Origin of the sequence: Aquincola tertiaricarbonis (assembly GCF_000969605.1) — a bacterium.
Taxonomy (GTDB): domain Bacteria; phylum Pseudomonadota; class Gammaproteobacteria; order Burkholderiales; family Burkholderiaceae_C; genus Aquincola; species Aquincola tertiaricarbonis.
In genome coordinates this window covers 10,194-35,197 of the sequence record NZ_KQ033892.1, presented here as the reverse complement: position 1 = coordinate 35,197, position 25,004 = coordinate 10,194, and the positions used below count along the sequence as shown (strand labels likewise).

Below are 25,004 nucleotides of genomic sequence, written 5' to 3'. Positions count from 1 at the left end.
TCCCTTCCGACCCACCACCTGCATCGCCGTCGATCACCGGCCGTTCTCCTGCCTGCCCGCCTGCGGCAGCCGCATCACGATTCGTGCCACCGGCCGGGGGCCCCTGGCGGCCGGCCCGGGCGGCCAAAAGCGGAACACTCTGTGGCACATCTGGCCCCGCGGGCCGTGTCGGGCGTGCCGGCGCTGCCCGCAGTCCCCGGGGCTGGGCGGTGGCACATCGCTTGCGTCCCGCGGGCCGATGACTTCCTCCTGGACCACCGCGTGGACCTGCCCGTTCTGCCCGCTGCTGTGCACCACGGCCGGCGTGCAGCCCGGCCCGCGCCTGCGGCCGATCACCGGCGCCAGCGGCCCTTGCCGGCATGCCGGGCCCGGCCTGGCACGGTTCGCCGACGTGCCTGCCGACCCGCAGCCGCGCATCGCCGGCCGGCCGGCCACGCTGGACGAGGCGGTGGCCCATGCCGCCGCGCTGCTGGGGGCCAGCATGCAGCCGCTGTTCGGCGGCCTGGCCACCGACGTGGCCGGCGCCCGTGCGCTGTATCCGCTGGCCTGCGCCGCTGGCGCCATCTGCGACGTGGCGGCCGGCACGCCGATGTTCGAAAGCCTGCGGGTGCAGCAGGACCGCGGCGGCTACACCACCACCCTGGCCGAGGTGGCCGAACGGGCGGACCTGCTGCTGCTGGCCACGCCGCACGATGACGCCGCGCCGTCCGACACCATGGCCGACCTGCTGGCACGCTGCACCGCGGGTTCACCCGAGGTGCTCCAGTTGCAGCAGGCTGCCGGCCCGGGCGCCGATGCCTTCGATGCGCTGGCGTGGCTGGCCGCGCTGGTGGAAGGCCGCGGCGCCGTGCGGGCCCGTGCGCCGCAGGCCATGCTGGTGCTGGCCGAGCGCCTGAAGGCCGCGCGTTATGCGGTCATCGTCTATGAGACCAGCCGGCTGCCCGCGCATGGCGGGCTGCTGATCGAGGCTCTGCAGCGCGTGGTGGCCACGCTGAACCGCAGCACCCGTGCGGCCGCGCTGGGCCTGGGCGGCGGGGCCGGGTCCACCGCGGGCGCGTACACCGTCAACCAGGTGTTCACCTGGCTGTCCGGCCTGCCGCTGCGCAGCCGGGCTGCGCAGGGCGGGCTGGAGCATGAGCCGCTGCGCTTTGCCACCGAGCGCCTGCTGGCCGATGGCGCGGTGGATGCGCTGCTGTGGATCGCCACCTTCGGACCGCTGCCCGTGCCCACCGCGGCCGCCGGCCTGCCGCGCATCGTGCTGGGCCATCCCGATCAGGCCGCCGAGGGCGACACGGTGTTCATCCCGGTCTCCACCCCGGGCGTGGGCTCGGCCGGCCACCTCTTCCGCACCGACGGCTCGGTGCTGCTGCCGCTGCGGCCGCTGTACGCCGACAGCCTGCCTACCGTGGCCACGGTGCTGCAGCGACTGCATGCCGCCTTCCAGGAAAGCACCGCATGACCTCCACCACCGTGCTGCGCGGCGGCCGCGTGATCGATCCCGCCAACGGCGTCGACCAGGTGCGCGACCTGTATCTGCGCGACGGCCGCATCGTCGGCCCGGACCCTGCCGCGCAGGCCATCGACGCCAGCGGCTGCGTGGTGATGGCCGGCGGCATCGACCTGCACACCCACATCGGCGGCGGCAAGGTGAACCTGGCGCGGCTGCTGCTGCCCGAGGACCACCGGCGCGCCGATGGTTCGCCCATCGCGCTGCCCGACAACCCGCTGGAGCTGGCCAGCTGCGGCAGCTGCGCACCGGGCACGCTGGCCACCGGCTACCGCTATGTGGAGATGGGCTACACCGCCGCCTTCGAGCCGGCGATGATGGCCTGCAACGCGCGCCACACCCACATGGAGATGGGCGACATGCCCATCCTGGACCACGGCGCCTACGTGATGCTGGGCAACGACGAGCTGTTCCTGGAGATGCTGGCCCGGGGCGAGGATTTCCAGCGCATCCGCGACTACGCGGGCTGGACGATCAACGCCGCCAAGGCCATGGGCATCAAGGTGGTGAACCCGGGCGGCATCTCGGCCTTCAAGTTCAACCAGCGCAAGCTGGACGTGGACGAGCCGCATGTGCACTGGCAGGTGACGCCGCGCACCGTGGTGCACACGCTGGCCCGTGCGCTGCAGGAGCTGGGCGTACCGCACCCGCTGCACATCCACGGCAGCAACCTGGGCGTGGCCGGCAACATCGAGAGCACGCTGGCCACCATCGACGCGCTGGAAGGCTTGCCCGCCCACCTGACGCACATCCAGTTCCATGCCTACGGCACCGAAGGGCCGCGCAAGTTCTCGTCGGCCGCGCAGCCGCTGATCGAGGCGGTGAACGCCAATGCCAACGTCAGCATCGACGTCGGCCAGATCATGTTCGGCCAGACCGTCACCGCTTCGGGCGACACCATGCGCCAGCATGCGCAGTCGGGCTTCGCCCATCCGCGCAAGTGGATGGGGGCCGACATCGAATGCGAGGCCGGATGCGGCGTGCTGCCCTTCCGCTACCGCGAGCAGAGCTACGTGAACGCGCTGCAGTGGGTCATCGGGCTGGAGATCTTCCTGCTGGTGAAGGACCCTTGGCGCGTGGTGCTCACCACCGACCACCCCAACGGCGGCCCGTTCACCAGCTACCCGCACCTCATCAAGCTGCTGATGGATCGCAGCTTCCGCGAGGAGCAGCTGGCCAGGCTGCACCCCGACGTGGCGGCGCAGGCGGCCCTCAAAGGCATCACGCGGGAGCTGACGCTCAGCGAGATCGCCATCATGACCCGCGCCGCGCCGGCCCGGCTGCTCGGGCTGAAGGACCGCGGCCACCTGGGCGTCGGCGCCGCGGCGGACATCGCCGTGTACCGCGAGGAGCCCGACCGCGAGAAGATGTTCGCGCAGCCCGAATGGGTGTTCAAGGACGGCGTGGCCGTGGCCAGCCGCGGGCGCGTGCTGGCGGTGCCCACGGGCGGCACCTGGTTCGTCGAGCCCGAGTACGACCGCGGCATCGAGAAGACCCTGCGCCGCCACTTCGACCGGCTGGGCTCGGTGCCCTTCGATGCCGCGGCGATCGGCCACGACGAGCTGTGCAGCTGCTGCAACGGCGGGCGGCTGCTGCCGGTGGAATGCCTGGCCGCGGAGGCGACCTGATGGCCGCCGAGCACAACGGCGTCGCCATCGACGACGGCTTCGCCGAGGCCTTTCCGATGAAGGCCACGCGCATCCTCATCACCGCGCACAACATGCAGTGGGCGATGAACGCCGCCACCAGCGCCACCGGCTTCGCCACCAGCGTGATCGCCTGCGGCTGCGAGGCCGGCATCGAGCGTGAACTCGGCGCCGACGAAACGCCCGACGGCCGGCCGGGCGTGGCGGTGCTGATCTTCTCGATGAGCGGCAAGGAGCTGGCCAAGCAGGTGGAACGCCGCGTGGGCCAATGCGTGCTCACCTGCCCGACCACCGCGGTGTACGCGGGCATTGCCGAAGGCGAGGCCATTGCGCTGGGCCGCAACCTGCGCTTCTTCGGCGATGGCTGGCAGATCAGCAAGGTGATCGACGGCGTGCGCTACTGGCGCGTGCCGGTGATGGACGGCGAGTTCGTGGCGCAGGAAACCACGGCGGTGACCAAGGCGGTGGGCGGCGGCAACCTGCTGTTCATGGCGACAGACGTGGAGGCCGCGCTGACGGTGTCGGAAGCCGCGGTGGCCGCGATGAAGCGGCTGCCCAATGTCATCATGCCGTTCCCGGGGGGTGTGGTGCGCTCGGGCTCGAAGGTGGGCAGCAAGTACACGACGCTCAGCGCCTCCACCAACGACGCCTACTGCCCCACGCTGCACGGCCTGAGCGAGCAGAGCCAGATCACGCCCGAGACCCGCTGCGTGATGGAGGTGGTGATCGACGGCCTGACCGAAGCCGACGTGGCCGCGGCCATGCGTGCCGGCCTCCAGGCCGGCATCGACATCGGCCGCGAAGGCGGGCTGGTGCGCATCGCCGCGGGCAACTATGGCGGCAAGCTGGGGCCCTACCACTTTCACCTGCACAAGCTGCTGCCGGGGGTGGGTGCATGAGCGGCGTGCTGGTTGAACTCACGCTGCGCCAGCGGCCGCCGCTGCGGGTGGACCTGCGCGGGCTGCTGCCGGCCGCGCTGGCCAGCCTGCCGGTGGCGGGGATCGAACAGCTGCGCTTCGGCCATGGCCGCCATGCCGTGCCGCTGGCCGAGTGGTTCGGCGTGCAGCGCCGGGAGGTGGCGGACCTGCCGGATGGCAGCGCCGAGCTGCGGCTGGTGGGCGACTGCAGCCGCTTCGACCGCATCGGCACCGGCCTGATGGCCGGCCGCATCGTGGTCGAAGGCGCGGTGGGCGACTACGCCGGCGCCGGCATGTCGGGCGGCGAAGTGCATGTGCAGGGCCATGCCGGCCTGCTGGCCGCCTGCGAGATGGCCGGCGGCCTGCTGCGGGTGGATGGCGACGTCGGCGACTTCGCCGCCTCGGCCCTGCCCGGCAGCATGGACGGCATGCGCGGCGGCAGCTTCATCGTCGGCGGCAACGCCGGCCAGCGCTTCGGCGACCGCATGCGCCGCGGCACGGCGGTGATCCGCGGCGATGCCGGCGACCTGCTGGCCTCGCGCATGGTGGCCGGCACCATCGCCGTGGCCGGCAGCGTGGGCGCGCATCCGGGCTACGGCATGCGGCGCGGCAGCCTGGTGCTGGCCGGCCCGGCGCCGGCCATCGTGCCCACCTTCGTGCCGGCCATCGCCGAGGTGCCGGTGGCCTGGCAGCTGCTGGCGCGCAGCCTGGCCCGCCACGGCGGTGCCTTCGAGACGCTGCCGCAGCGGCGCATCGTGCGCCACCTGGGCGACCTGTCGGCCCAGGGCAAGGGCGAGCTGATGCTCGTCGAACCATGAACCCCATGAAGGAAAGCAGACCGCGATGACCCAGCCCTATCTCTTCCATGCCGGCGAGGCCACGGTGCTGGCCAAGGAAGGCCAGTACACCGACGCGATGCCGGAGATCCTGATCGGCCGCACCGACGGCCCGGTGGGCCAGGCCTTCGCCAACATGATGGCGCAGAGCAAGGGCCACACCGCGATGTTCGCCATCCGCGCCTGCAACCAGCTCGTGCGGCCGGCCACCATCGTGGTGCCCAAGGTCACGTTGAAGGACATGGCCAACATCGACCTGTTCGGCGGCGTGGTGCAGAGCGCCACGGCCGATGCGGTGGTCGATTGCCTGATCGAAGGCATCATCCCCAAGGCGGTGGCCAATGAGCTGTGCATCATCAGCCTGGTGTGGATCGACCCGCGCTGCGCCAACGATCCGCAGCTGGACAAGAAGGACATGTACCGCACCAACTACGAGGCCACCAAGCTGGCCTTGAAGCGGGCGCTGAACAACGAACCGTCGGTGGAAGAGCTGATCGCGAACAGGCACACCATCAAGCACGACATGGACGACTGGAGCTAGATGTCAGCCTTGGGAGCGGCCCGGCGGCGGACCGGGGTACGGGCCCCGTCCGCCAACGCTTCATGCCGTCTGCTAACGTTTCTTCATGATCCTGCTGCCTGCCTTCGCCCTGCTCGACGACCGTGACGCGACGCGGGAACGGCCGACGAGCCGGCTGTACGAAGGGCTGGTGCAGACGCATCGCTGCAGCGATCCGGCCACGCTGGAGGCCACCTGGGCGCAGGTGGAGGCCGACCAGCGCGCGGGGCTGCATGCGGTGCTGCTGGCCGACTACGAATGGGGTGCGAAGCTGCTGCAGGCCGGCCACCAGGCCCTGCGGGCCGAGGACGGCTCGGCGCTGCGGGTGCTGATGTTCCGCAGCCTCGAGAAGCTCTCCCGCGACGAAGTGGACGCCTGGCTGGCCGGACAGGAAGGCCAGGCCGAGCCCGGTGCGGCCGGCGTGGCGGGGTTGCAGCCCAGCGTGGACCATGAGGCTTTCGTGGCCGCCATCGGCCGCATCCACGAGGCCATCCGCGCCGGCGAGACCTACCAGGTCAACTACACCTACCGCCTCACCGGCCAGGCCTATGGCAGCCCGCTGGCGCTGTTCCGCCGGCTGCGGCAGCGGCAGCCGGTGTCCTACGGCGCGCTGGTGGTGGCCGGTGATGGCGAGGTGGTGCTGAGCTGCTCGCCCGAACTCTTCCTGCGGCACGAGGCCGGCCTGTTCACCGCGCGGCCGATGAAGGGCACCGCCCCGCGCATCGCCGCGCCCACGCGCGGGCCCGAGGGTGACAGCGAGACGGCGCGGCTGCTGCAGCAGGACATCAAGAACCGCGCCGAGAACCTGATGATCGTGGACCTGCTGCGCAACGACCTGGGCCGCATCGCGCAGACGGGATCGGTGCAGGTGCCGGCGCTGTTCTCCATCGAGCCCTACACCACGCTGTTCCAGATGACCTCCACGGTGCAGGCCCGTCCGCGTGCCGGCCTGCGCCTGCCCGAGGTGCTGCGCGCCATTTTTCCCTGCGGCAGCATCACCGGCGCGCCCAAGCACCACACGATGTCGCTGATCGCCGGCCTGGAAAGCACGCCGCGCGGCCTGTACTGCGGTGCCATCGGCTGGGTGGATGCGCCGGCGGCCGGTGCCACGCTCGGCGAGTTCTGCCTGTCGGTGGCCATCCGCACGCTCACGCTGGGGACGCCACGGCGGGGCCTGCGGCCGGCCCGGCTGGGCGTGGGCGCCGGCATCGTGCTGGACAGCGTGGCGGAAGACGAATACGAGGAATGCCGGCTCAAGGCCCGCTTTCTCACCGGCCTGCCGCCGGGCTTCGAGCTGTTCGAGACATTGCTGTTCGAGCCCGCCACCGGCCTGCGCCACCTGCCGCGCCACCTGGCCCGCCTGCGTGCCAGCGCGCAGGCGCTGGGCTTCGTGTACGACGAAGCCGCGGTGCAGGCGGCGCTGGCACAGGCGCGGGCGCTGGCCGCGCCTTCGCGCGTGCGGCTGGCGCTGGCGCAGGACGGCCGTCTCCAGCTCAGCCATGCACCGCTGGCCGCGCTGCCGGCGGGCACGCCGGTGGGCCTGCTGGTCAGCCCGCACCGGCTGCCCGACCACCAGCCGCTGGCCGCCTTCAAGACCACGCTGCGCGCGCACTACGACGCCGGCGTGCAGCAGGCCGAGGCTGCCGGCGGCTTCGACAGCCTCTTTCTCACGCAGGACGGCCGGCTGGTGGAAGGCGGGCGCAGCTCGGTCTTCCTGAAGCTGGCGGGCCAGTGGTGCACGCCGCCGCGGGCCGATGGCGCCCTGCCCGGCGTGATGCGCGGCGTGCTGCTGGACGATCCGGACTGGGCCGCCGTCGAGCGCACGCTCACCCTGGCCGACCTGCAGGTCGCCGAAGCCATCGTGGTGTGCAATGCGCTGCGCGGCGCATTGCCGGCGCAGCTGCTGCCCGAGGCCCTGCCCGCGCCGGCGGCCGAGCAGCGGCAGGCCGCCTGACCATGCCGCCGGGCCTGGCGCTGTTCGACCTGGACCACACGCTGATCCCGTTCGACAGCGGCATGGCCTGGATCAGCTTCCTGGCCGGGCAGGGCGCCCTGCCGCCGGAGGCGCCCGGCGACCACCTGGCCTGCTGCCAGCGCTTCGTCGCCGGCCAGGCCGACATCCATGACCTGCACCGGGCCACCGTCGCGCCGCTGGCCGGCTTTGCGCCGCGGCAGCTGCAGGCCTGCCTGCAGCGCTTCGAAGCGGACATGGCCACGCGGCTGCCGCCCGACATGAAGGACCTGGTGGCCGGCCACCGTGCCAAAGGGCACCTGTGCCTGCTGGTCACCGCCACCAGCGCCATCGTCGCCGAGCCCTTCGGCCGGCTGTTCGGCCTGCACGAGGTGGTGGCCACCCGGCCTCGCCTGACTGCCACCGGCCTGCCCGATGGCGGCATCGACGGCCTGCCCTGCCACCGCGAGCACAAGCCCGCCCACGTGGCCGCCGCGCTGGCGCGGCGCGGCTTGTCGCTGGGCGCGTTCGAGCACAGCTGGTTCTATTCCGATTCGGCCAGCGACCTGCCGCTGCTGCAGGCCGTCAGCCACCCGGTGGCGGTGCGGCCCGATGCGGCGCTGCGGTCCGAGGCGCGGTCCCGGGGCTGGCCGGTGATCGGCCAGCGGGCCGCCGTGCCGCCGCCGGTTTGATGTAACGCAAGCCCGCAGCACTTCGCCCTCAAGCGTCGCTCAGACCTGCCGACAAAGCCGTCACAAATGATGTGAAGGCAGATGCATGACCAGCAGCAGTAATGCGGCGCCCGGCCTGGGCGCCGCGCCTGGCGATACCTCCCACTCGCGCCCTGTGCGCACCGGGTTCTTCCAACATCACGGCATCTGGGCGCCCGGCGTGCGGTTGTTCAGGCGCATCGGCTTCAGCGGGAAGGCGATGCTGGTGTCGGTGGCCTTTCTGATGCCGCTGGTGCTGCTGATGGTTTCCTACCTGCAAGGGGTGGACGAGTCGCTGACCTTCACCCGCAAGGAGCTGGCCGGCGTACAGCTGCTGCACAAGATCGAACCCTGGCTGGTGGAAGTGCAGAAGCAGCGACGGCTGGTGATCGCCGGCCAGCAGGCCGCGCCCGACCTGCCGGCCATCGAGGCGCTGCTGGCGCCGGTGCAGGCCCTGGTGGCCGCCCGGCCGCAGGGTGTCGACGCGTCCGCCGCCTTGTCCACCGCGCTGCAGGCCCACCGGGCGCTGCAGCAGCAGGGCGCCGGTGCGCAGGGCCAGCGCCTGCAGGCCTATGTGGATGCGGTGCGCTCCGCTCGCGCTTCGGTGCTGGACGTGTCCGGCCTCTCGCTGGACCCGGAGCAGGCCACCTATTACCTGATGAGCGTGGCCGCCCTGGGCGCGCCCGACCTGGTGGAAGCCGTGTCGCGCAGTCGCGCAATGGCCGGCTCGCTGCAGCAGGCCGGCGCCACCGCGGCCGGCGTGCGCGAGCTATATGGCGTCTGGTACACCGGCCGCCAGGCGGTCGACGGGGTGCTGGACGGCCTCCACCGCGCCGCCGAGGCCGAGCCGCGCGTGAAGACCCGTGCCGACGGCACGGCCGCGGCCGACGCGGCCCGCCGTTTCCTGGATGAAGCCGCGCGGCCCTGGTTCGCCGATGCCTTCAGCCACGATGCCAAGGCGCTGGACGGCCACGGCCAGGCCGCGGTGGACCAGTTGCGCCGCCTGGGCACCGAGGGCACGCTGCTGCTGCAGGACCTGCTGCGCGAGCGCGAGGCGCGGGTGGTGCTCAACCGCAACCTCACGCTGGCCGTCACCGCGGGCTCGCTGGCCCTGGTGCTCTACCTGTTCTATTCGTTCTACCTGGTGATGGACGGCGGCCTGGGCGAGGTGGAACGCCACCTGAAGGCGATGACCGCCGGCGACCTGACCACCAGCCCGCGCCCCTGGGGCCGCGACGAGGCGGCGGCACTGATGACCACGCTGTCGGAGATGCAGGCCAGCTTGCGCGGCATCGTGGGCGAGGTGCGCCAGGCCTCCGACAGCATCGTGCATGCCAGCGGCGAGATCGCCACCGCCTCCAGCGACCTCAGCGCCCGCAGCGAGCAGGCAGCCGCCAACCTGGAGGAATCGGCCGCGGCCATGGACCAGATCTCGTCCACCGTGCAGCACACCGCCGACAGCGTCAAGCGCGCCACCGAGATGGCCGTGGGCAATGCCGACAGCGCCGGTGCCGGCGGACGCACCATCGACGAAGTGGTGCGCACCATGGGCGGCGTGCAGGCCTCGTCGCGCCGCATCGGCGACATCATCGGCACCATCGACGGCATTGCGTTCCAGACCAACATCCTGGCCTTGAACGCGGCCGTGGAGGCGGCGCGCGCCGGCGAGCAGGGCAAGGGCTTCGCCGTGGTGGCCAGCGAGGTGCGCAACCTGGCGCAGCGTGCGGCCGAGGCCGCACGCGAGATCAAGCAGCTGATCGCCGACAGCCTGCAGCGGGTGGAGGAGGGCAGCAACGTGGTGGGCCACGCCGGCGAGCGCATGGGCGAGCTGGTGGACACCGCCGGGCGCATGCGCCAGCTGATGACGGAAGTGCTCACCGGCACCGAGCAGCAGAGCGCCGGCGTGGCGCAGGTGGGCGTGGCACTGCAGACGCTGGACCAGCAGACGCAACAGAACGCCGCGCTGGTGGAGCAGACCGCCGCCGCCGCCAGCACGCTGCGCGACCAGGCGATGGCCCTGGCCGCGCGCGTGGCGCGCTTCAGGCTGCCGGCCTGAAGCCCACCGGCGCGGGAGAAACGCTCAGCCCGCGCCGGCGCTGCTGCCTTGCTGCAGCAGGTGCTCCCGCACCGCGGCCGGATCGGTGCCGGCGGCCAGCACGGCTTCCTGCAGCTGCTCCAGCGTGATGCCGAACACACCGCACCAGTACTTCACGACGCTGGGGTTGTCGGTGTCCACCGTGGTGGGAATCGGATCCTCGGGCGGTCCGTCGATGTCGGTCATGGGTGCTCCTTGATGCAGGGAGCTTCGGCAATGGCCGTGCCGGCACCGCGTCAAAGCGCCTGGCAGGAGAGGTCACTCCACCACCACCTCGCTCACCATCATCACCGGCTGCAGGTCGGTGTAGTTGGGGATGTCGCCCAGGATCTCCTGGGACTTGGGGGCGAAGGCGGCTTGGAAGGCTTCCACGCTGTCGAAGAACAGCGAGCAGGTGCCCACGTAGGGCGGGGCGGAGCCCGGGGCGCCGCCGGACAGGCCCTTGTCCACCGTGTAGCGCAGGCAGGCCGGGCCCAGCCTGTCCTGCACCATCGGCATGTGGCGGTCGCGGTAGTAGTCGTGGTCGAAGCGCGCACCCGGCGTGTGCGGGTACATCACGGTCACCTTGATCATCGTTTGCTCCTGCAGGGCGGCCGGCATGGCCGCCACCCGCGCAAGGTAGGCCATGCGGCGGCGCGGCGCATCCGGCACTACCCGGCTGGCGCGGGCCGTGCGCGGTGGATGCCGACTCCTGCGTCGCCGGAAGACGACGCCCGCAATCTGCGGGCCGGCCCGGCCGTCCCTCTTGAGGCGATCTGAAGCGCGCCTGGATCGTTCGAAACCAGCGCGCGAGGCGCCTCCCGGCTAGGCCTCGATCAAGCCCCAGCGCAGTGCCACCAGCGTCAGCTCGCTCTGGTTGCTGGCGCCCAGCTTCTGCTTCACGTGGTACAGGTGGGTGCCCACGGTGCTGGGCGACAGCTTCAGGTTCTCGGCGATCTGGGCCACGCTCAGGCCGCGCGCCAGCTGCACGAAGACACTGAACTCGCGCTCGCTCAGGCCCTCGGCCGGGCTGGTCTCGCCGGTGACGGTGGCCAGCGCCAGCGCCTGCGCGGTGGCCGCATCCACGTAGGGCCGGCCGCTGCCCACCGCCGTCACTGCGGCAATCAGCGCATCGGGCGCGCTGCGCTTGCCCAGGTAGCCCAGCGCGCCGGCCTTCAGCGCCCGCCGTGGATGGGCCGTGTCCTCATGGGCCGAGAGCACCAGCACCCGCGCCTTCGGATCCTGCGCCAGCAGCCGTCGCAGCGCCTCCAGCCCGCCCATGCCGGGCATGGAGAGGTCCAGCACCACCACGTCGGGCTGGGCCTGGGCATAGGCAGCACAGGCCTCCTCGCCGGTGTCGGCCTCGGCCACCACCTCGATGCGGGCATCGGCCAGCAGCATGCGGAAGCCCATGCGCACCAGCGCATGGTCGTCCACCAGCATCACCCGCAGCAGCGGTTCCATCAACTCTCCACAGGCAATTGCACTTCCAGCCGCGCGCCGCGGCCGGGCTGGGGCAGCAGGGCAAACCGCCCGCCCAGGCCCTGCACCCGCTCGGCCAGCCAGCGCAGGCCATGGTGGCCGGCGGGCTGGGCGGCCGAGGGCAGCTGCGCCGGCAGGCCCACGCCGTCGTCGCTCACCTGCAGGCACAGCGCCCCGCCCTCGCGCCGCACGTCGATGGCGATGTGGCGTGCCTGGCCGTGGCGCAGTGCATTGGTCACGCCCTCCTGGGCGGCGCGGTACAGGGCCAGCGCGGCTTCGGGCTGCACCGGCGCATCGCCCAGGGCCACCTGCAGGTCCAGCTGCACGCCGCGCTGGGCGCGGCGGGTGCGCTCGGCCAGGTCGTCCAGCGCCTCGGCCAGGCCGAAGCGGTCCAGCACCAGCGGCGCCAGCCGCGGGATGATGCCGTGCATCGCGTCGTACAGCCGCGAGCATTCGTCCGCGATGATGCGGGCCGCCTGCTCGGTGGCGGCGTCCTTGTCCTTGCTGCGCTGGGCGATGGAAACGGCCATGCTGCGCATCGCGGTGACCGACTGGCCCAGCTCGTCGTGCAGCTCGCGGGCGATCATGCGGCGCTCCTGCTCCACATGGCGCTCCACCCAGCGGGCCAGCTCGCGGCTGTCGGACAGCTGCATCTCCGCCCGCACCGCGCGGCGCTCGGTCTCGATGTGGTCCTGCAATTGCAGCACCATGCGGTTGAAGGCGGCACCGATGGCCGCCGCCTCGATGCCCGGCAGGCGCGGCAGCTGCACGCCGAAGCGGCCGGCCTCCAGCTCGCCCAGCGCGCCCACGATGCGGCCGAAGGGCCGCACCGCGCGCCCCACCAGCCAGAACACCAGCGCATTCACCGCCACCAGCAGCGCCAGCGCGGCCAGCACCATCACGAAGGCGCTGTCCCAGGCGTCGATGACGGCGCGCGAGGCATTGGCCCGCACCACCAGCCGGCCATCGGGAAAGCCGATGAACTGCTCGTCGGGCGGTGGCGAGACCAGGCGCTCGAACCAGTCGGGCGCATCGCGGCCCGCCTTGTAGGGCGAGGGTGGCGAGCGGTAGAGCTCGTTGCCTTGCGCATCCAGCAGCGCGATGTCGTTGGAGCGCACCCGGCCCACGCCTTCCAGGAAGGAGCGCATCGCCGGGATGCCCTGGGCCGCGTACAGCCAGGCGGTGCGCTTGAGCAGCTGCGCGGCCACGCGGTTGGCGGCCACCACTTCCTCGCGCACCGATTCGCGCATGTTGCGCAGCTGCAGGCCCATCACCGCGGCCAGGAACAGCAGCGTGAGCGTGCTCACCAGCAGGTTGATCTTCAGGCGCAGGCTCATCGACGGGGCACCCTCCCGCTGCGCGGGATCCCTCCGGGAGGGATGGAACGCCACCTTCGGAGCGGCCGGGCGGCGGCGTTCATGCCGGACCCTCATCCAGCGCCTGGACCATCGCCGCCAGCATGGCGGGATGCAGGGCGTCGTGGCCGGCGCCTTCGGCCCAGCGCAGCGTGGCCTGCGGCAGGCGGGCGGCCAGCAGGCGGGCGCCTTCCGGCGGGCAGATGCGGTCGGCGGTGCCGTGCACGATCTGCACCGGCAGCCGGCGCATCGGGGCCAGCCGGTCCAGCAGCGGCGGCGCCTGCAGCCAGCAGCCGGCGTGCAGGTAGTGGGCCTGCACCGTGTAGCGCTGCACCAGCGCCTGCAGCGCATCGCCCTCGGGCGGCGGTGCGCTGGCGCCGGTGGCGCGGCGCAGCTCCAGCTGCCACCAGGCGCGGGCGATGGCGCGGCGCTCGTCCGCATCGGCCGCGGCGGCCTGGAAGGTCTCGGCCAGCGGCATGAAGGGCTGCATGTCCTGCGGCCGCGCCAGGAACACGCTGCGCAGCACCAGGCCGCTCACCGCCTGCGGCTCGGCCGCGGCATGCAGCAGCGCCAGCGTGGCGCCCCAGGAGCCGCCCACCACGCGCCAGCGCTCGATGCCCAGCGTGCGGCGCAGCAGGGTCAGGTCGGCCAGCAGGTGCGCGGTGGTGTTGTGGTCGGTGCTGCCGGCCGGCAGGCTGCGGCCGGCGCCGCGCTGGTCCAGCCCGATGACGTGGAAGCGCGCCGGGTCGAAGCAGCGCCGCAGGCCCGGCCCTAGGCCGCTGCCCGGGCCGCCGTGCAGCAGCAGCACCGGCGGTGCGTCGGGCGTGCCCCACTGCTCCACATGCAGCCGGTGGCCATGGCTGGCATCGAGCATGAACTGCCGGAACGGCGGGGGATCGGGGTACGGCAACGGCTGGGGCACGCCCGCATCGTATCGGCCTCAACCCGCACACGGGTTCATGGAAATCATGAAGCCCGATTCATGCTCACCCGGCTGGGCCTGCGCGGCCATCGGGCACACCATGCGTCACGGGGCGCGACAGCTCCCCCGCAGCCGCCACATGGCGCTGTGCCACCGGAGAAAGGAGCCTCACTATGAACATGCAATGGCAAACCCCAGCGGCCATCGACTGGCGCTTCGGCTTCGAAATCAGCCTGTACGTCGCGAACCGCTGACGGTGCGTGCCCGGTCGCCGCAGCCGATGGCTCCGGCGACCCCCCATTCCTGAAGACCGACGAGGGCCCTCATGCGCATCACGGTGCTCGGCTCCGCCGCCGGCGGCGGCTTTCCGCAGTGGAACTGCAACTGCCGCAACTGCGCCGGCCTGCGGGCCGGCACGCTCAAGGCCAAGGCCCGCACCCAGTCGTCGATCTTCATCCGGCCCGATGCCGGTGCGCACTCGGGCGCCGACGGCGTGCTGTTCAACGCCTCGCCCGACCTGCTGGCGCAGATCCGCGCCAACGCCCACCTGCAGCCCGGCCGCGGCCTGCGCGATTCCGCCATCGCCGGCGTGGTGCTGATGGACGGCCAGATCGACCACGTGACCGGCCTGTTCATGCTGCGCGAACGCTCGCGGCCCGCGCCCGAGCGGCCCGGCGGCCGCGCGCCCGATCCGCTGCCGCTGTGGTGCACCGACGCCGTGGCCGAGGACCTGACCCACGGCAACCCGGTGCTGCGCGTGCTGACGCACTACTGCGGCACCACCCACCACACGATCGCGCTGGACGGCGCACCCTTCAGCGTGCCGGGTGCGGAAGGCCTGCAGTTCAAGGCCCTGCCGCTGGACAGCAAGGCCGCGCCCTATTCACCGCACCGCGACAGCGGAGAGCCCGGCGACAACATCGGCATCACCGCCATCGACCAGGCCAGCGGCCGGCGCCTGTTCTATGCGCCGGGCCTGGGCGCCGTCACGCCCGCGGTGTTCGATGCGATGGCCAGCGCCGACGTGGTGATGGTGGACGGCACCTTCTGGACCGACGACGAGATGATCACCACCGGCGTGGGCCCGCAGCGGGCGCGCGCCATCGGCCACCTGCCGCAGAGCGGGCCGGGCGGCATGCTGGAAGTGCTGGCGCGCCTGCCCGCCACCACCCGCAAGCTGCTCATCCACATCAACAACACCAACCCGATCCTGGACGAGGACTCGGCACCGCGGGCCGAGCTGGCGCGCGCGGGCGTCGAGGTCTGCGAGGACGGGATGCAGATCACGCTGTGAGCCCACCATGACCGAAGCCGCCTGGGACCGCGTCGAATTCGAGGCGCAACTGCGCGCCAAGGGCAAGGCGTACCACATCCACCATCCGTTCAACGTGATGCTCAACAGCGGCCGCGCCACGCCCGAGCAGATCCGCGGCTGGGTGGCCAACCGCTTCTACTACCAGATCGCGATCCCCATCAAGGACGCGGCGGTGATGAGCAACTGCCCCGACCGCGAGGTGCGCCGCGGCTGGGTGCAGCGCATCCTGGACCACGACGGCTTCGAGCTGACCGGCCCCGAAGGCACGGTGCGGGATGCCGGCGGCATCGAGGCCTGGCTGCGCCTGGCCGAGGCCACCGGCCTGCAGCGCGAGGAGGTGCTGGACCTGCGCCATGTGGTGCCGGCGGTGCGCTTCGCGGTGGACGCCTACGTGAACTTCGCGCGGCGTGCGCCGTGGCAGGAGGCGGTGTGCTCCTCGCTCACCGAGCTCTTCGCGCCCGAGATCCACAAGCAGCGGCTGGCCACCTGGCCGGAGCACTACACATGGATCGAGCCCGGCGGCCTGAGCTACTTCCGCAACCGCGTGAGCCAGGCACGGCGCGACGTGGAGCAGGGCCTGGCCATCACGCTCGACCACTTCACCACGCGGCCGCTGCAGCAGCGGGCGCTGGAGGTGCTGCAGTTCAAGCTCGACATCCTGTGGGCGATGAACGACGCGATGGCCACGCGCTACGGGGTGAACGCATGACGGTGACCGCCGACACCGTGCCCCGCGTGGCGCCGGGCTTTCGCCTGCAGTGGGAGCCGGCGCAGGACTGCCATGTGCTGCTGTACCCCGAAGGCATGGTCAAGCTCAACCAGAGCGCGGGCGAGATCATGAAGCGCTGCGACGGCGAGAAGCCGGTCGCGGCCATCGTGGCCGAGCTGGAGCAGGCCTTCAACGCACAGGGCCTGCAGCCCGACGTCATCGCCTTCGTGGAGATGGCGGGCCAGCAGCGGTGGCTGGCATGGACATGAGCGCTTCATTCAACACCGGTGCCAGCCGGCCGGGGCCGCCCCTGTGGCTGCTGGCCGAGCTCACCTACCGCTGCCCGCTGCACTGCGTGTTCTGCTACAACCCGGTGGACTTCGCCACCCAGCCCGACGAGCTGGGCACCGACGACTGGCTGCGCGTGCTGCGCGAAGGCCGTGCGCTGGGCGCGGTGCAGTGCGGCTTCTCGGGCGGCGAGCCGCTGCTGCGCGACGACCTGGAAGTGCTGGTGGCCGAGGCACGCCGGCTGGGCTACTACACCAACCTGCTCACCAGCGGCGTGGGCCTGACGGCCGAGCGCGCCGCGGCGCTGAAGGCCGCGGGGCTGGACCATGTGCAGCTCTCGTTCCAGGATTCCACGCGCGAGGTCAACGACTTCCTCTCGCACACCAAGACCTTCGAGCTCAAGCACAAGGTGGCCCGCATCATCAAGTCGCAGGGCTGGCCGATGGTGATGAACGTGGTGATCCACCGACTGAACATCGACCACATCGACCGCATCATCGGCATGGCCGACGAGCTGGGCGCCGAGTACCTGGAGCTGGCCAACACCCAGTACTACTCCTGGGCCTTCGAGAACCGGGAGCACCTGCTGCCCACTGCCGCGCAGCTGCGCGCGGCCGAGGCCGCCACCGCCGCCTGGCGCGAGAAGCTGGGCGAGCGCATGCGGCTGTTCTTCGTGGCGCCCGATTACCACGACGGCAAGCCGAAGAAGTGCGTCAACGGCTGGGGCAGCATGTTCCTCACCGTGGCGCCCGACGGCACCGCGCTGCCCTGCCACACCGCGCGCATGCTGCCGGGGCTGCAGTTCCCCAGCGTGCGCGAGCATTCGCTGGGTCACATCTGGTACGAGTCCGAGGGCTTCAACCGCTACCGCGGCACCGGCTGGATGAAGGAGCCCTGCGTGAGCTGCGACCAGCGCGAGGTGGACCTCGGCGGCTGCCGCTGCCAGGCCTACATGCTGGCCAACGACCCCGCCGCGGCCGATCCGGTGTGCCCCAAGAGCCCGCACCACGGCGCGGTGGCCCAGGCGGTGGCGCGGGCCGAGCAGCCCGGCGGCGGCGTGGTGGAGCGGCCGCTGGTGTTCCGCGATCCCGGCACTTCGCGCAAGCTTTCCACGCCCCTGGTCACCCGCTGATCCGGCTGCCAGGGCCTGGCGCGGCAAGGTATAACCCGCCGCAGGAGCCGCGGGAGCAGCAGTTGAAGCCGACCATCCTGATCGTGGACGACAACACCGAGAACCTGATGGTGCTCGGTGAATTGCTCAGCCAGCAGTACAGCGTGCGGTCGGCCACCTCCGGCCAGCGGGCGCTGGAGCTGGCGCGTCGGATGCCCCGGCCCGGCCTCATCCTGCTGGACGTGATGATGCCCGGCATGAGCGGCCACGAGGTGCTGCAGCGGCTGCAGGCGGACGAGGCCACGCGCGCCATCCCGGTGATCTTCGCCACCGCCATGAGCGAGACCGAGGACGAGCAGCACGGCCTGTCCCTGGGCGCGGTGGACTACATCACCAAGCCGCTGCGCCCGGCCATCGTGATGGCGCGGGTGAAGACCCACCTCGAGCTGGCCGCCGCGCGTGAGCAGCTGCAGCGCCGCAATGCGTCGCTGGAAGCCGAGGTGGACCGCCGCGAGCTCGAGAACCGCGTGATCCAGGACGTGAGCATGCGCGCGCTGGCGCGGCTGGCCGAAACCCGCGACCAGGAGACCGGCAACCACATCCTGCGCACGCAGGAATACGTGCGGCTGCTGGCCACGCTGGTGCAGCGGCATCCGCGCTTCCAGGCGGAGCTGCAGCCGCACACCATCGAGCTGATGGTCAAGTCGGCGCCGCTGCACGACATCGGCAAGGTGGGCATCCCCGACCGGGTGCTGCTCAAGCCCGGCAAGCTCACCGACGACGAATGGGCCCTGATGAAGACCCATGCCCGGCTGGGGGGCGAGGCCATCGCCCGCGCGGTGGCCGACATCGACGCGCCGGTGCCCTACCTGCGGCATGCAAGCGACATCGCCATGCACCACCACGAGCGCTGGGACGGCACCGGCTACCCGGACGGCCTGGCCGGCGAGGCCATTCCGCTGTCGGCGCGGCTGATGGCGCTGGCCGACGTGTTCGACGCGATGATCTCGCGCCGCGTGTACAAGGCGCCGATCGACTTCGAGCGCGTGGCGGCGGCCATGGCCGCGCAGCGGGGCAGGCAGTTCGACCCCGACCTGCTGGACGCCTTCATCGGCCACTTCGACCGGTTCTGCGACATCGCCCGCGCCCGGCCGGACGAGCCGGCCGACCACTGCGGCGCCACCCTGCCTGCCCCGTTGACGCCGTGAACGACCGGCCCCCGCGGCAGGCACCGCGCGCTCCGGTGGATGCCCTGCGCAGCCGCGCCTTCCGCATCGCCGGGCTGTACGGGCTGCTGGCGGGGCTGTGGATCTTCGTGTCGGACTGGCTGCTGGGCCTGCTGGCGGGCAACAGCCCCTGGCTGGTGCAGGTGGCCGCGCTCAAGGGCTGGCTGTTCATCGCCGCCACGGCGCTGGGGCTGTACCTGCTGCTGCGCCGCGCGCCGGCGCCGCCCGCGCAGCCCACCGCCGATGCGCCCGCCGATCCGGTGGCCGGGGCCGAAGCCGAGGCGTCGCGCGTGCCGGTGCCAGGCGGCGGCTGGCGCCGGCTGGCCCTGCCCGCGGCCCTGCTGTCGGTGGCCGCGCTCACCGCCATCACGGCGGCGCTGGACTACCGCGCCGGCATGCACCGCCAGACCCGCCAGCTGGAGCTGATGGCCGAATCCCGCGCGCGCCAGGCCGGCCGCTGGCTGCAGGCCCAGCTGCAGCAGGCGCAGCGGGGTGCCGAGGCCGGCCCCGGCGCCGAGCCCTACCGCGCCTGGCAGGCCGCGGACGATGCGGCCTCGCTGGCCCGGCTGCTGGCCGCGGCGGTGCAGCTGCGCCAGGCCCTGGGCCACCAGGAGGCGCTGCTGCTGGACGCCCGCGGCGAGCTGCTGGCCAGCGAGCGGCCGCAGCCGCCGCTGCCCGAGCAGCTGCGCCAATCCGCCCTGCAGGCGCTGCAGACCGGCCGCGCCGGCCATACCGGCCTGTACCTGGCGCGCGGCGAGGGCGGCGGCACCTGGCTCGACCTGCTGGTGCCGCTGCCCGCGCAGCCGCCGCGGCCGCAGGCGCTGCTGGTGCTGCGGGCCGACCCCGGCGGCTTCCTGCTGCCGATGCTGGCGGTGGCGCCGCTGCCGGCCAGCCCCAGCGCCGCCACGGTGCTGGTGCGCCGGCTGGGCCACCAGCTCTACGGCCTGCCCGGCGAGCCGCCGGTGCCGCTGTCCCAGCCCGACCGGCTGGTTGCACGGGTGAGCCGCGGCGACCTGCCGGCCGGCCTCGTCGCCACCGGCACCGACGCCACCGGCCGCCGGGTGCTGGGCGTGGTGCAGCCGGTGGACGACGACGGCTGGTTCCTGGTGGCCCGCGTGGCGCAGGCCGAGGCGCGCGCCACCGCGCTGCGCAACACCTTGTGGATCGTCTCGGCCGGAGCGCTGGCGCTGCTGGCGCTGGTCACCGGCGCGCGGCTGCGGCGCGACCGGCGTGCGCTGCACAGCGCGCGGCGCCAGCAGGCGCAGCAGGCCGAGCAGCTGCGCGGCCTGGCCCTGATGCAGGCCATCGCCGAGGGCTCCAGCGATGCCATCTTCGCCAAGGACCTGCAGGGCCGCTACGTGCTGTGCAACCGCGAGGCCTGCCGCGTCATCGGGCTGCCGCTGGAAGCGGTGCTGGGCCAGGACGACCGCGCGCTGTTCCCGCCCGCGCAGGCCGAGGCGGTGATGGCCAACGATGCGCAGGTGCTGGCCGAGGGCCGGCTCAACACCTACGAGGAGCGCATCGACATCGGCCAGGGCCGCCTGACCTTCCTGGCCACCAAGGGCCCGCTGCGCGACGAGGCCGGCAACGTGGTGGGCGTGTTCGGCATCTCGCGCGACATCACCGAGCGCAGCCGCGCCGTGGAGGCGCTGCGCGATGCCACCGACCTGCTGCAGTCGGTGAAGGACTCGGTGCTGGACCGCATGGCGGTGCTGGACCGCGAAGGCCGGGTGCTGGAGGTCAATGCCGCCTGGCGCGCCTTTGCCGAGCGGGCGGCCACCCAGCCCGGCCTGCACGTGGCCACCGCCGGCCCGGGCACCGACTACCTGGCCCGCTGCCGCGCCGCCGAAGGCGACGAGCAGCCGGTGGCGCAGGCCGCGGCGCAGGGCATCGAGGCGGTGCTGGCCGGCCGGCGCAGCCATTTCACGCTGGAATACCCGTGCAGCCTGTCCGGCACCCGCCAGTGGTTCCAGATGAGCGTCACCCCGCTGCGCAGCGCGGCCGGCGGCGCGGTGCTGCTGCATGCCGACACCACCCAGCGCCGGCTGGCCGAGGAGGCGCTGCGCGAGAGCGCGGCCCGCTACCGGTCGATGGTGTCGGTGCTGGACGAAGGCATCCTCGTGTTCGACCGCCGCATGCAGGTCACCGCCTGCAATGCGCCGGCCGAGCGCTTCATGGGCCTGACGCTGGCGCAGATGCAGCAGCCCGGCAACCTGCAGCGCTGGCAGCCGCTGCGCCCCGACGGCCAGCCGCTGCCCTTCGAGGAGCTGCCGCCCTCGCGCACGCTGCGCACCGGCCAGCCCTGCCGCAACATGCTGGTGGGGGCCGCCATGCCGCAGGGCATGCGCTGGCTGATGGTCAATGCCGAGCCGGTGCGCGACGGCGAGGGCGGCGAGCTCACCGGCGTGGTGGCCTCGTTCAGCGACATCACCGAGCGCCACGTGGCCGAGGGCGAGCTGCGCAAGCTGTCGATGGCGGTGGCGCAGAGCCCGGTGGGCATCGTGGTGAGCGACCTGCAGGGCCGCATCGAATACGTGAACGAGGCCTTCACCCGCATCAGCGGCTGGCCGCAGGAGGAGGCCCTGGGCCAGACCGGCCACCGGCTGCAGCCCGGCCGCGGGCCGGCCGAGCGCATGGCCGAACTGCGGCGGAAGCTGGCCGACGGCCAGGCCTGGGCGGGCGAGTTCGCCAACACCCGGCGCGATGGCGAGCCGTACGAGGAATTCGTGCATGCCGCGCCCATCCGCCAGCCCGACGGCCGCATCACCCACCACCTGCTGGTGGTGGAGGACATCACCCACCACAAGCGCATCGGCCTGGAGCTCGACCGCCACCGCCACCGGCTGCAGGAGCTGGTGGACGAACGCACCCGCCAGCTGCAGGACACGAATGCGCTGCTGGTGGCCTCGCGCGACAAGGCCGAGGCCGCCAACCGGGCCAAGAGCGCCTTCCTGGCCAACATGAGCCACGAGATCCGCACGCCGCTCAATGCCATCCTGGGGCTCACCCACCTGATGCGCCGCGATGCCCGCGCCCGCAGCGAGCGCGAGCGGCTGGCCCGCGTGTCCGAGGCGGCCGACCACCTGCTGCAGGTGCTCAACGACATCCTGGACCTGTCCAAGATCGAGGCCGGCCGGCTGGAGCTGGAGGCCACCGACTTCTCGCTGTCGGCCCTGCTGGGCAGCACCTGCGCGCTGGTGGCCCAGCGGGCGCAGTCGCGCGGGCTGCTGCTGACGGTGGACACCTCGGCCGCGCCCGACGCCTTGCGCGGCGACCCCACGCGGCTGTCGCAGGCCTTGCTGAACCTGCTGAGCAATGCGGTGAAGTTCACCGAGCGGGGCGGCATCGCGGTGGTGGTAAGCCCGCTGCCCGCCAGCACCGCCGCCCAGCCCTGGCTGCGCTTCGAGGTGCGTGACACCGGCATCGGCATCGCGCCCGAGCACCTGGGCGGCCTGTTCGGCGCCTTCGTGCAGGCCGATGCCTCCACCACCCGCCGCTTCGGTGGCACCGGGCTGGGCCTGGCCATCACCCGCCGGCTGGCCGAGATGATGGACGGCGAGGTGGGCGTGCACAGCACGCCGGGCCAGGGCAGCCGCTTCTGGTTCACCGCCCGGCTGCAGGCCGGCGACCCGGCCGCCACGAGCCCGCGCTGGCCGGCGCCGCGGCCGCAGGATGCCGAGCGGATGCTGCAGCGCCACTGCACCGGCGCCACCGTGCTGCTGGTGGAGGACAACCCCGTCAACCAGGACGTGATCCGCGAGCTGCTGCTGGCCGCCGGCCTGCAGGTGGAACTGGCCGGCGACGGTGCGCAGGCGGTGGCCCGCCTGGCCCGGCCGCCGGTGCCGGCGCTGGTGCTGATGGACGTGCAGATGCCGGTGCTGGACGGCCTGCAGGCCACGCGGCAGGTGCGTGCGCAGCCCGGTCCGGCGCAGCGCGTGCCCATCCTGGCGATGACCGCCAATGCCTTCGGCGAGGACCGCGCCGCCTGCCTGGCCGCCGGCATGGACGACCACGTGGGCAAGCCGGTGAACCCGGCCGAGCTGTATGCCACGCTGTGGCGCTGGCTGGGCAGCGGCACCGCGGTGCCGGCCCTGGCGCCGCCGCTGCCGCCGCCCGCCGCGCCGCGGGTGGCCGGCCTGGATGCGGAGCAGGCGCTGGGCTACATGGGCGGCAGCCTGGACGTGTACCAGCGGGTGCTGCGGCAGTTCGCCGAGCACTATGCGGTGGAGGCCGGCCGCCTGGCCGAGGCCGCCGCGCAGGGCGACCTGGCCGGCGTGCGGGCGGTGGCCCATGCGCTGCGCAGCGCGGCCGCGGCCATCGGCGCGACGACGCTGGCCGCGGATGCACAGGCGGCCGAGGCCGCGGCGGTGCAGGCCCTGGCGGAGGCCGCGGCGCCGGCGCCGGCGGTGGAGGCCGGCCGCCAGCTGGCGGCCGACACCGCCGCGCTGGCCCAGCGCATCGCCCAGGCCCTGGGCGACGAGGCGGCCCAGGAAGCGGGCGCACCGATTGCCGCGGCCTCGCTGGACCGCCTCGAAGCCCTGCTGGAGGCGGCCGACTACGACGCCCAGGCGCTCTTCCGTTCCATGGCCGGCGGCCTGCGCCGCTGGTCGCCGGAGGGCGCCGCCCGTGCGGAGGCTGCCTTGGCCCGGTTCGATTACGACGAAGTGCTGAAGCTGGTGCGCGCCGCGCGGACGCAGGGCCTGCAGCCCGCTCCCGGGGGTGCGCCATGAGCGGCCCGGCCGGCGGCGGCTGGGTCCTGCTGCATGCGCTGGCGGTGGTGCTGGCGGCGGGCATCGCACTGTGGTTGCGGCCCTGGCGGTTGCTGGGGGCCGGCGGCCCGCCCTGGCCCTGGCTGGCGCTGTGGGCGGCGATGCCGCTGCTGTGGGGCCTGGACGGGCTGGCCAAGGCACCGCTGCTGCTGCCGCTGTCGGGCTCGGTGCTGCTGGTGCTGCTGGCGGGCTGGCCGATGGCGGTGCTGGCCATGCTGCCGGTGGCCGTGCTGGCAGCCTGGATGGGCGGCCTGCCGCCCGCCGAGGCACTGTCCCGCCTGGCCTGGCTGGGCCTGGTGCCGGCCACGCTGGCGCTGGGCATCGGCGCGGCGGTGCGGCGCTGGCTGCCGCACCACCTGTTCGTCTTCATCCTGGCGCGCGGCTTCTTCGGCACGCTGCTGGCCTGCGCGCTGGCGGGTTGGGCGGCGATGGCGGTGCAGGTGCTGCCGGTGGGCAGCGCCCGTGGCGACATGGCGCTGGCGCTGGGCCTCACCGCCTTCGCGGAGGCCTTCATCACCGGTGCCTTCACCGCGGTGCTGGTGGCCTTCCGGCCGCAGTGGCTGTGGAGCTATTCCGACCGGCTCTACCTGCCGGCCGCCGCGCCAGGCTGAGCGGGCTGCATCAGCTGCTGCTGCTCCAGCCGCAGGTACAGCAGCCCGGCATTGCGCCGGTGCAGTTGCGGATAGCCGTCCCAGCCCGCATAGGCCGGCAGCGCCGCCCGCTCGGGCAGCGCGCTCAGCGGCACGCCTTCGTCCACCAGGGCCGCCACCCGGGCCTGCAGCGCCTGCAGGTAGCCGGCGGTGCGGCCGATGGCGGCGGCCGCATCGGGCTGGAAAGGGCCGTGGCCGGGCACCAGCGCACGCAGCCGGCCGCCGGCGGCCAGGCGCTGCAGCCCTTCCAGCGCCTGCAGCCAGCCCGGCAGGTCGGCATCGTGCAGGTTGGGAATGCGCCCGCCTTCCACCAGCCCGCCCGCGAACAGCACGCCGCTGGCCTCGTCCAGCAGCGCCACGTCGCCCGGGCCGCTGGCCGGGCCCGGATACAGCACGCGCAGGGGCCGGCCGATGTCGGGCAGGGGCGGCGCCTCGTCGAACAGCACGTCGGCCTCGAACAGCTCGGTGCCGGCCATGGCGGCGGCGCCCACGTCGCGCTGCAGGTTGCGCAGGCACACGCTGCAGCGCGCGGCCATCAGCACGGCGGCCTGGCGCTGCATCAGCACGCGGGCGCCGGCGGCCCGCAGGGCTGGCGCGCCGAACAGCACGTCGGGCTTGGTCTGGGTGATGAGCACCGCCTGCGGCGGCTGCCCGGCATGGCGCACGATGGCGCGCAGCAGTGCCTGGCCGTGCAGCAGCGAGGTGCCGGCATCCACCGCCAGCACGCCGCGCGGGCCCTGCACGAAGCCGGCATTGGCCACGCGGCCCAGGTTGCGCGCATCGGGCTCGCCGCCGGTGCCGGGCAGCATCCACACGCCGGCGGCCACTTCCGTGGCGCTGGCGTCGCGGTCGATGGCCGGCGGCGCCTGCGCCCACTGGCGCGCGGCGCGGCCGCTGCAGCCGGCCAGCGTCCCGCCGCACAGCAGGCCCAGCGCCAGCGCGCGGCGTGTCAGCAGGGCGGGCATGGCGGCGCGCCC

General features: G+C 73.0%; 22 protein-coding genes. 16 read left to right on the top strand and 6 right to left on the bottom strand.

What is annotated here, in order from left to right:
• The first annotated feature begins 238 nt into the window (after nucleotides 1-238).
• The 8 genes from VO99_RS27745 (at nucleotide 239) to VO99_RS29290 (ending at nucleotide 10,182) form a co-directional block, all read left to right on the top strand.
• On the top strand, nucleotides 239-1,459 hold the full coding sequence (locus VO99_RS27745; protein WP_046116202.1) for a molybdopterin-binding domain-containing protein: 1,221 nt from the start codon (nucleotides 239-241) through the stop codon (nucleotides 1,457-1,459).
• Entirely contained in the window at nucleotides 1,456-3,135 is a 1,680-nt protein-coding gene (locus tag VO99_RS27740; RefSeq protein WP_046116201.1) for a formylmethanofuran dehydrogenase subunit A, read from the top strand. Before VO99_RS27745 ends, VO99_RS27740 begins: the two co-directional genes overlap by 4 nt.
• A complete protein-coding gene (fhcD, locus tag VO99_RS27735; protein WP_046116328.1) occupies nucleotides 3,135-4,052 on the top strand; it encodes a formylmethanofuran--tetrahydromethanopterin N-formyltransferase in 918 nt (305 codons plus the stop codon). The genes VO99_RS27740 and fhcD overlap by 1 nt, the downstream gene beginning before the upstream one ends.
• On the top strand, nucleotides 4,049-4,888 hold the full coding sequence (locus VO99_RS27730) for a formylmethanofuran dehydrogenase subunit C (protein WP_046116200.1): 840 nt from the start codon (nucleotides 4,049-4,051) through the stop codon (nucleotides 4,886-4,888). The genes fhcD and VO99_RS27730 overlap by 4 nt, the downstream gene beginning before the upstream one ends.
• A 25-nt stretch (nucleotides 4,889-4,913) precedes the next feature.
• Nucleotides 4,914-5,447, top strand: coding sequence for a formaldehyde-activating enzyme (fae, locus tag VO99_RS27725; RefSeq protein WP_046116199.1), 534 nt, complete (start codon nucleotides 4,914-4,916; stop codon nucleotides 5,445-5,447).
• 85 nt (nucleotides 5,448-5,532) lie between these two features.
• Nucleotides 5,533-7,419 (top strand): chorismate-binding protein, encoded by a 1,887-nt coding sequence (locus tag VO99_RS27720; protein ID WP_046116198.1) that lies wholly within the window; start codon nucleotides 5,533-5,535, stop codon nucleotides 7,417-7,419.
• Between the two features lie 2 nt (nucleotides 7,420-7,421).
• Entirely contained in the window at nucleotides 7,422-8,108 is a 687-nt protein-coding gene (locus tag VO99_RS27715) for an HAD family hydrolase (protein ID WP_046116197.1), read from the top strand.
• Nucleotides 8,109-8,193: 85 nt separating this feature from the next.
• On the top strand, nucleotides 8,194-10,182 hold the full coding sequence (locus VO99_RS29290; RefSeq protein WP_232315619.1) for a methyl-accepting chemotaxis protein: 1,989 nt from the start codon (nucleotides 8,194-8,196) through the stop codon (nucleotides 10,180-10,182).
• A 24-nt stretch (nucleotides 10,183-10,206) separates the two neighbouring features.
• Here the strand turns inward: VO99_RS29290 and VO99_RS27705 are convergent, their stop codons facing one another.
• The 5 genes from VO99_RS27705 to VO99_RS27685 all read right to left on the bottom strand — a co-directional run bounded on the left by VO99_RS27705 (nucleotide 10,207) and on the right by VO99_RS27685 (nucleotide 13,959).
• Entirely contained in the window at nucleotides 10,207-10,407 is a 201-nt protein-coding gene (locus tag VO99_RS27705; protein WP_046116196.1) for a DUF3606 domain-containing protein, read from the bottom strand.
• A 72-nt stretch (nucleotides 10,408-10,479) separates the two neighbouring features.
• Nucleotides 10,480-10,794: an EthD family reductase gene (locus VO99_RS27700; RefSeq protein WP_046116326.1), complete on the bottom strand. Its 315-nt coding sequence runs from the start codon at nucleotides 10,792-10,794 to the stop codon at nucleotides 10,480-10,482.
• Nucleotides 10,795-11,025: 231 nt separating this feature from the next.
• Nucleotides 11,026-11,664 (bottom strand): response regulator, encoded by a 639-nt coding sequence (locus VO99_RS27695; RefSeq protein ID WP_046116195.1) that lies wholly within the window; start codon nucleotides 11,662-11,664, stop codon nucleotides 11,026-11,028.
• The gene (locus VO99_RS27690) at nucleotides 11,664-13,019 is read right to left on the bottom strand and encodes an ATP-binding protein (RefSeq protein ID WP_046116194.1); all 1,356 of its coding nucleotides are present in this window, start codon (nucleotides 13,017-13,019) and stop codon (nucleotides 11,664-11,666) included. Before VO99_RS27690 ends, VO99_RS27695 begins: the two co-directional genes overlap by 1 nt.
• Nucleotides 13,020-13,098: 79 nt before the next feature.
• A complete protein-coding gene (locus tag VO99_RS27685) occupies nucleotides 13,099-13,959 on the bottom strand; it encodes an alpha/beta fold hydrolase (RefSeq protein WP_232315618.1) in 861 nt (286 codons plus the stop codon).
• Nucleotides 13,960-14,132: 173 nt separating this feature from the next.
• On the opposite strand from VO99_RS27685, the gene pqqA reads away from it, so the two are divergent.
• The 8 genes from pqqA to VO99_RS27645 all read left to right on the top strand — a co-directional run bounded on the left by pqqA (nucleotide 14,133) and on the right by VO99_RS27645 (nucleotide 23,988).
• Nucleotides 14,133-14,213, top strand: coding sequence for a pyrroloquinoline quinone precursor peptide PqqA (pqqA, locus tag VO99_RS32090; RefSeq protein ID WP_046116193.1), 81 nt, complete (start codon nucleotides 14,133-14,135; stop codon nucleotides 14,211-14,213).
• A 71-nt stretch (nucleotides 14,214-14,284) separates the two neighbouring features.
• A complete protein-coding gene (gene pqqB / locus VO99_RS27675; RefSeq protein WP_046116192.1) occupies nucleotides 14,285-15,253 on the top strand; it encodes a pyrroloquinoline quinone biosynthesis protein PqqB in 969 nt (322 codons plus the stop codon).
• A gap of 7 nt (nucleotides 15,254-15,260) precedes the next feature.
• A complete protein-coding gene (pqqC, locus tag VO99_RS27670) occupies nucleotides 15,261-15,983 on the top strand; it encodes a pyrroloquinoline-quinone synthase PqqC (protein WP_046116191.1) in 723 nt (240 codons plus the stop codon).
• A complete protein-coding gene (gene pqqD, locus VO99_RS27665; RefSeq protein WP_046116190.1) occupies nucleotides 15,980-16,252 on the top strand; it encodes a pyrroloquinoline quinone biosynthesis peptide chaperone PqqD in 273 nt (90 codons plus the stop codon). Before pqqC ends, pqqD begins: the two co-directional genes overlap by 4 nt.
• Nucleotides 16,249-17,403, top strand: a complete 1,155-nt coding sequence (pqqE, locus tag VO99_RS27660; RefSeq protein ID WP_046116189.1) for a pyrroloquinoline quinone biosynthesis protein PqqE — start codon at nucleotides 16,249-16,251, stop codon at nucleotides 17,401-17,403. Before pqqD ends, pqqE begins: the two co-directional genes overlap by 4 nt.
• Before the next feature lie 62 nt (nucleotides 17,404-17,465).
• Nucleotides 17,466-18,590, top strand: a complete 1,125-nt coding sequence (locus VO99_RS27655) for a response regulator (protein WP_232315617.1) — start codon at nucleotides 17,466-17,468, stop codon at nucleotides 18,588-18,590.
• Complete coding sequence (locus tag VO99_RS29285; protein WP_157039856.1) at nucleotides 18,587-23,338, top strand: PAS domain-containing protein; 4,752 nt, start codon at nucleotides 18,587-18,589, stop codon at nucleotides 23,336-23,338. The genes VO99_RS27655 and VO99_RS29285 overlap by 4 nt, the downstream gene beginning before the upstream one ends.
• Complete coding sequence (locus tag VO99_RS27645; RefSeq protein WP_046116188.1) at nucleotides 23,335-23,988, top strand: membrane protein; 654 nt, start codon at nucleotides 23,335-23,337, stop codon at nucleotides 23,986-23,988. The genes VO99_RS29285 and VO99_RS27645 overlap by 4 nt, the downstream gene beginning before the upstream one ends.
• On the opposite strand, the gene VO99_RS27640 is transcribed toward VO99_RS27645, so the two are convergent.
• Nucleotides 23,961-24,992 carry an MBL fold metallo-hydrolase gene (locus tag VO99_RS27640; protein ID WP_052736687.1) on the bottom strand — a complete coding sequence of 344 codons (1,032 nt, stop codon included), beginning with the start codon at nucleotides 24,990-24,992 and terminating at the stop codon, nucleotides 23,961-23,963. The genes VO99_RS27645 and VO99_RS27640 overlap by 28 nt on opposite strands.
• Nucleotides 24,993-25,004: the final 12 nt, after the last annotated feature.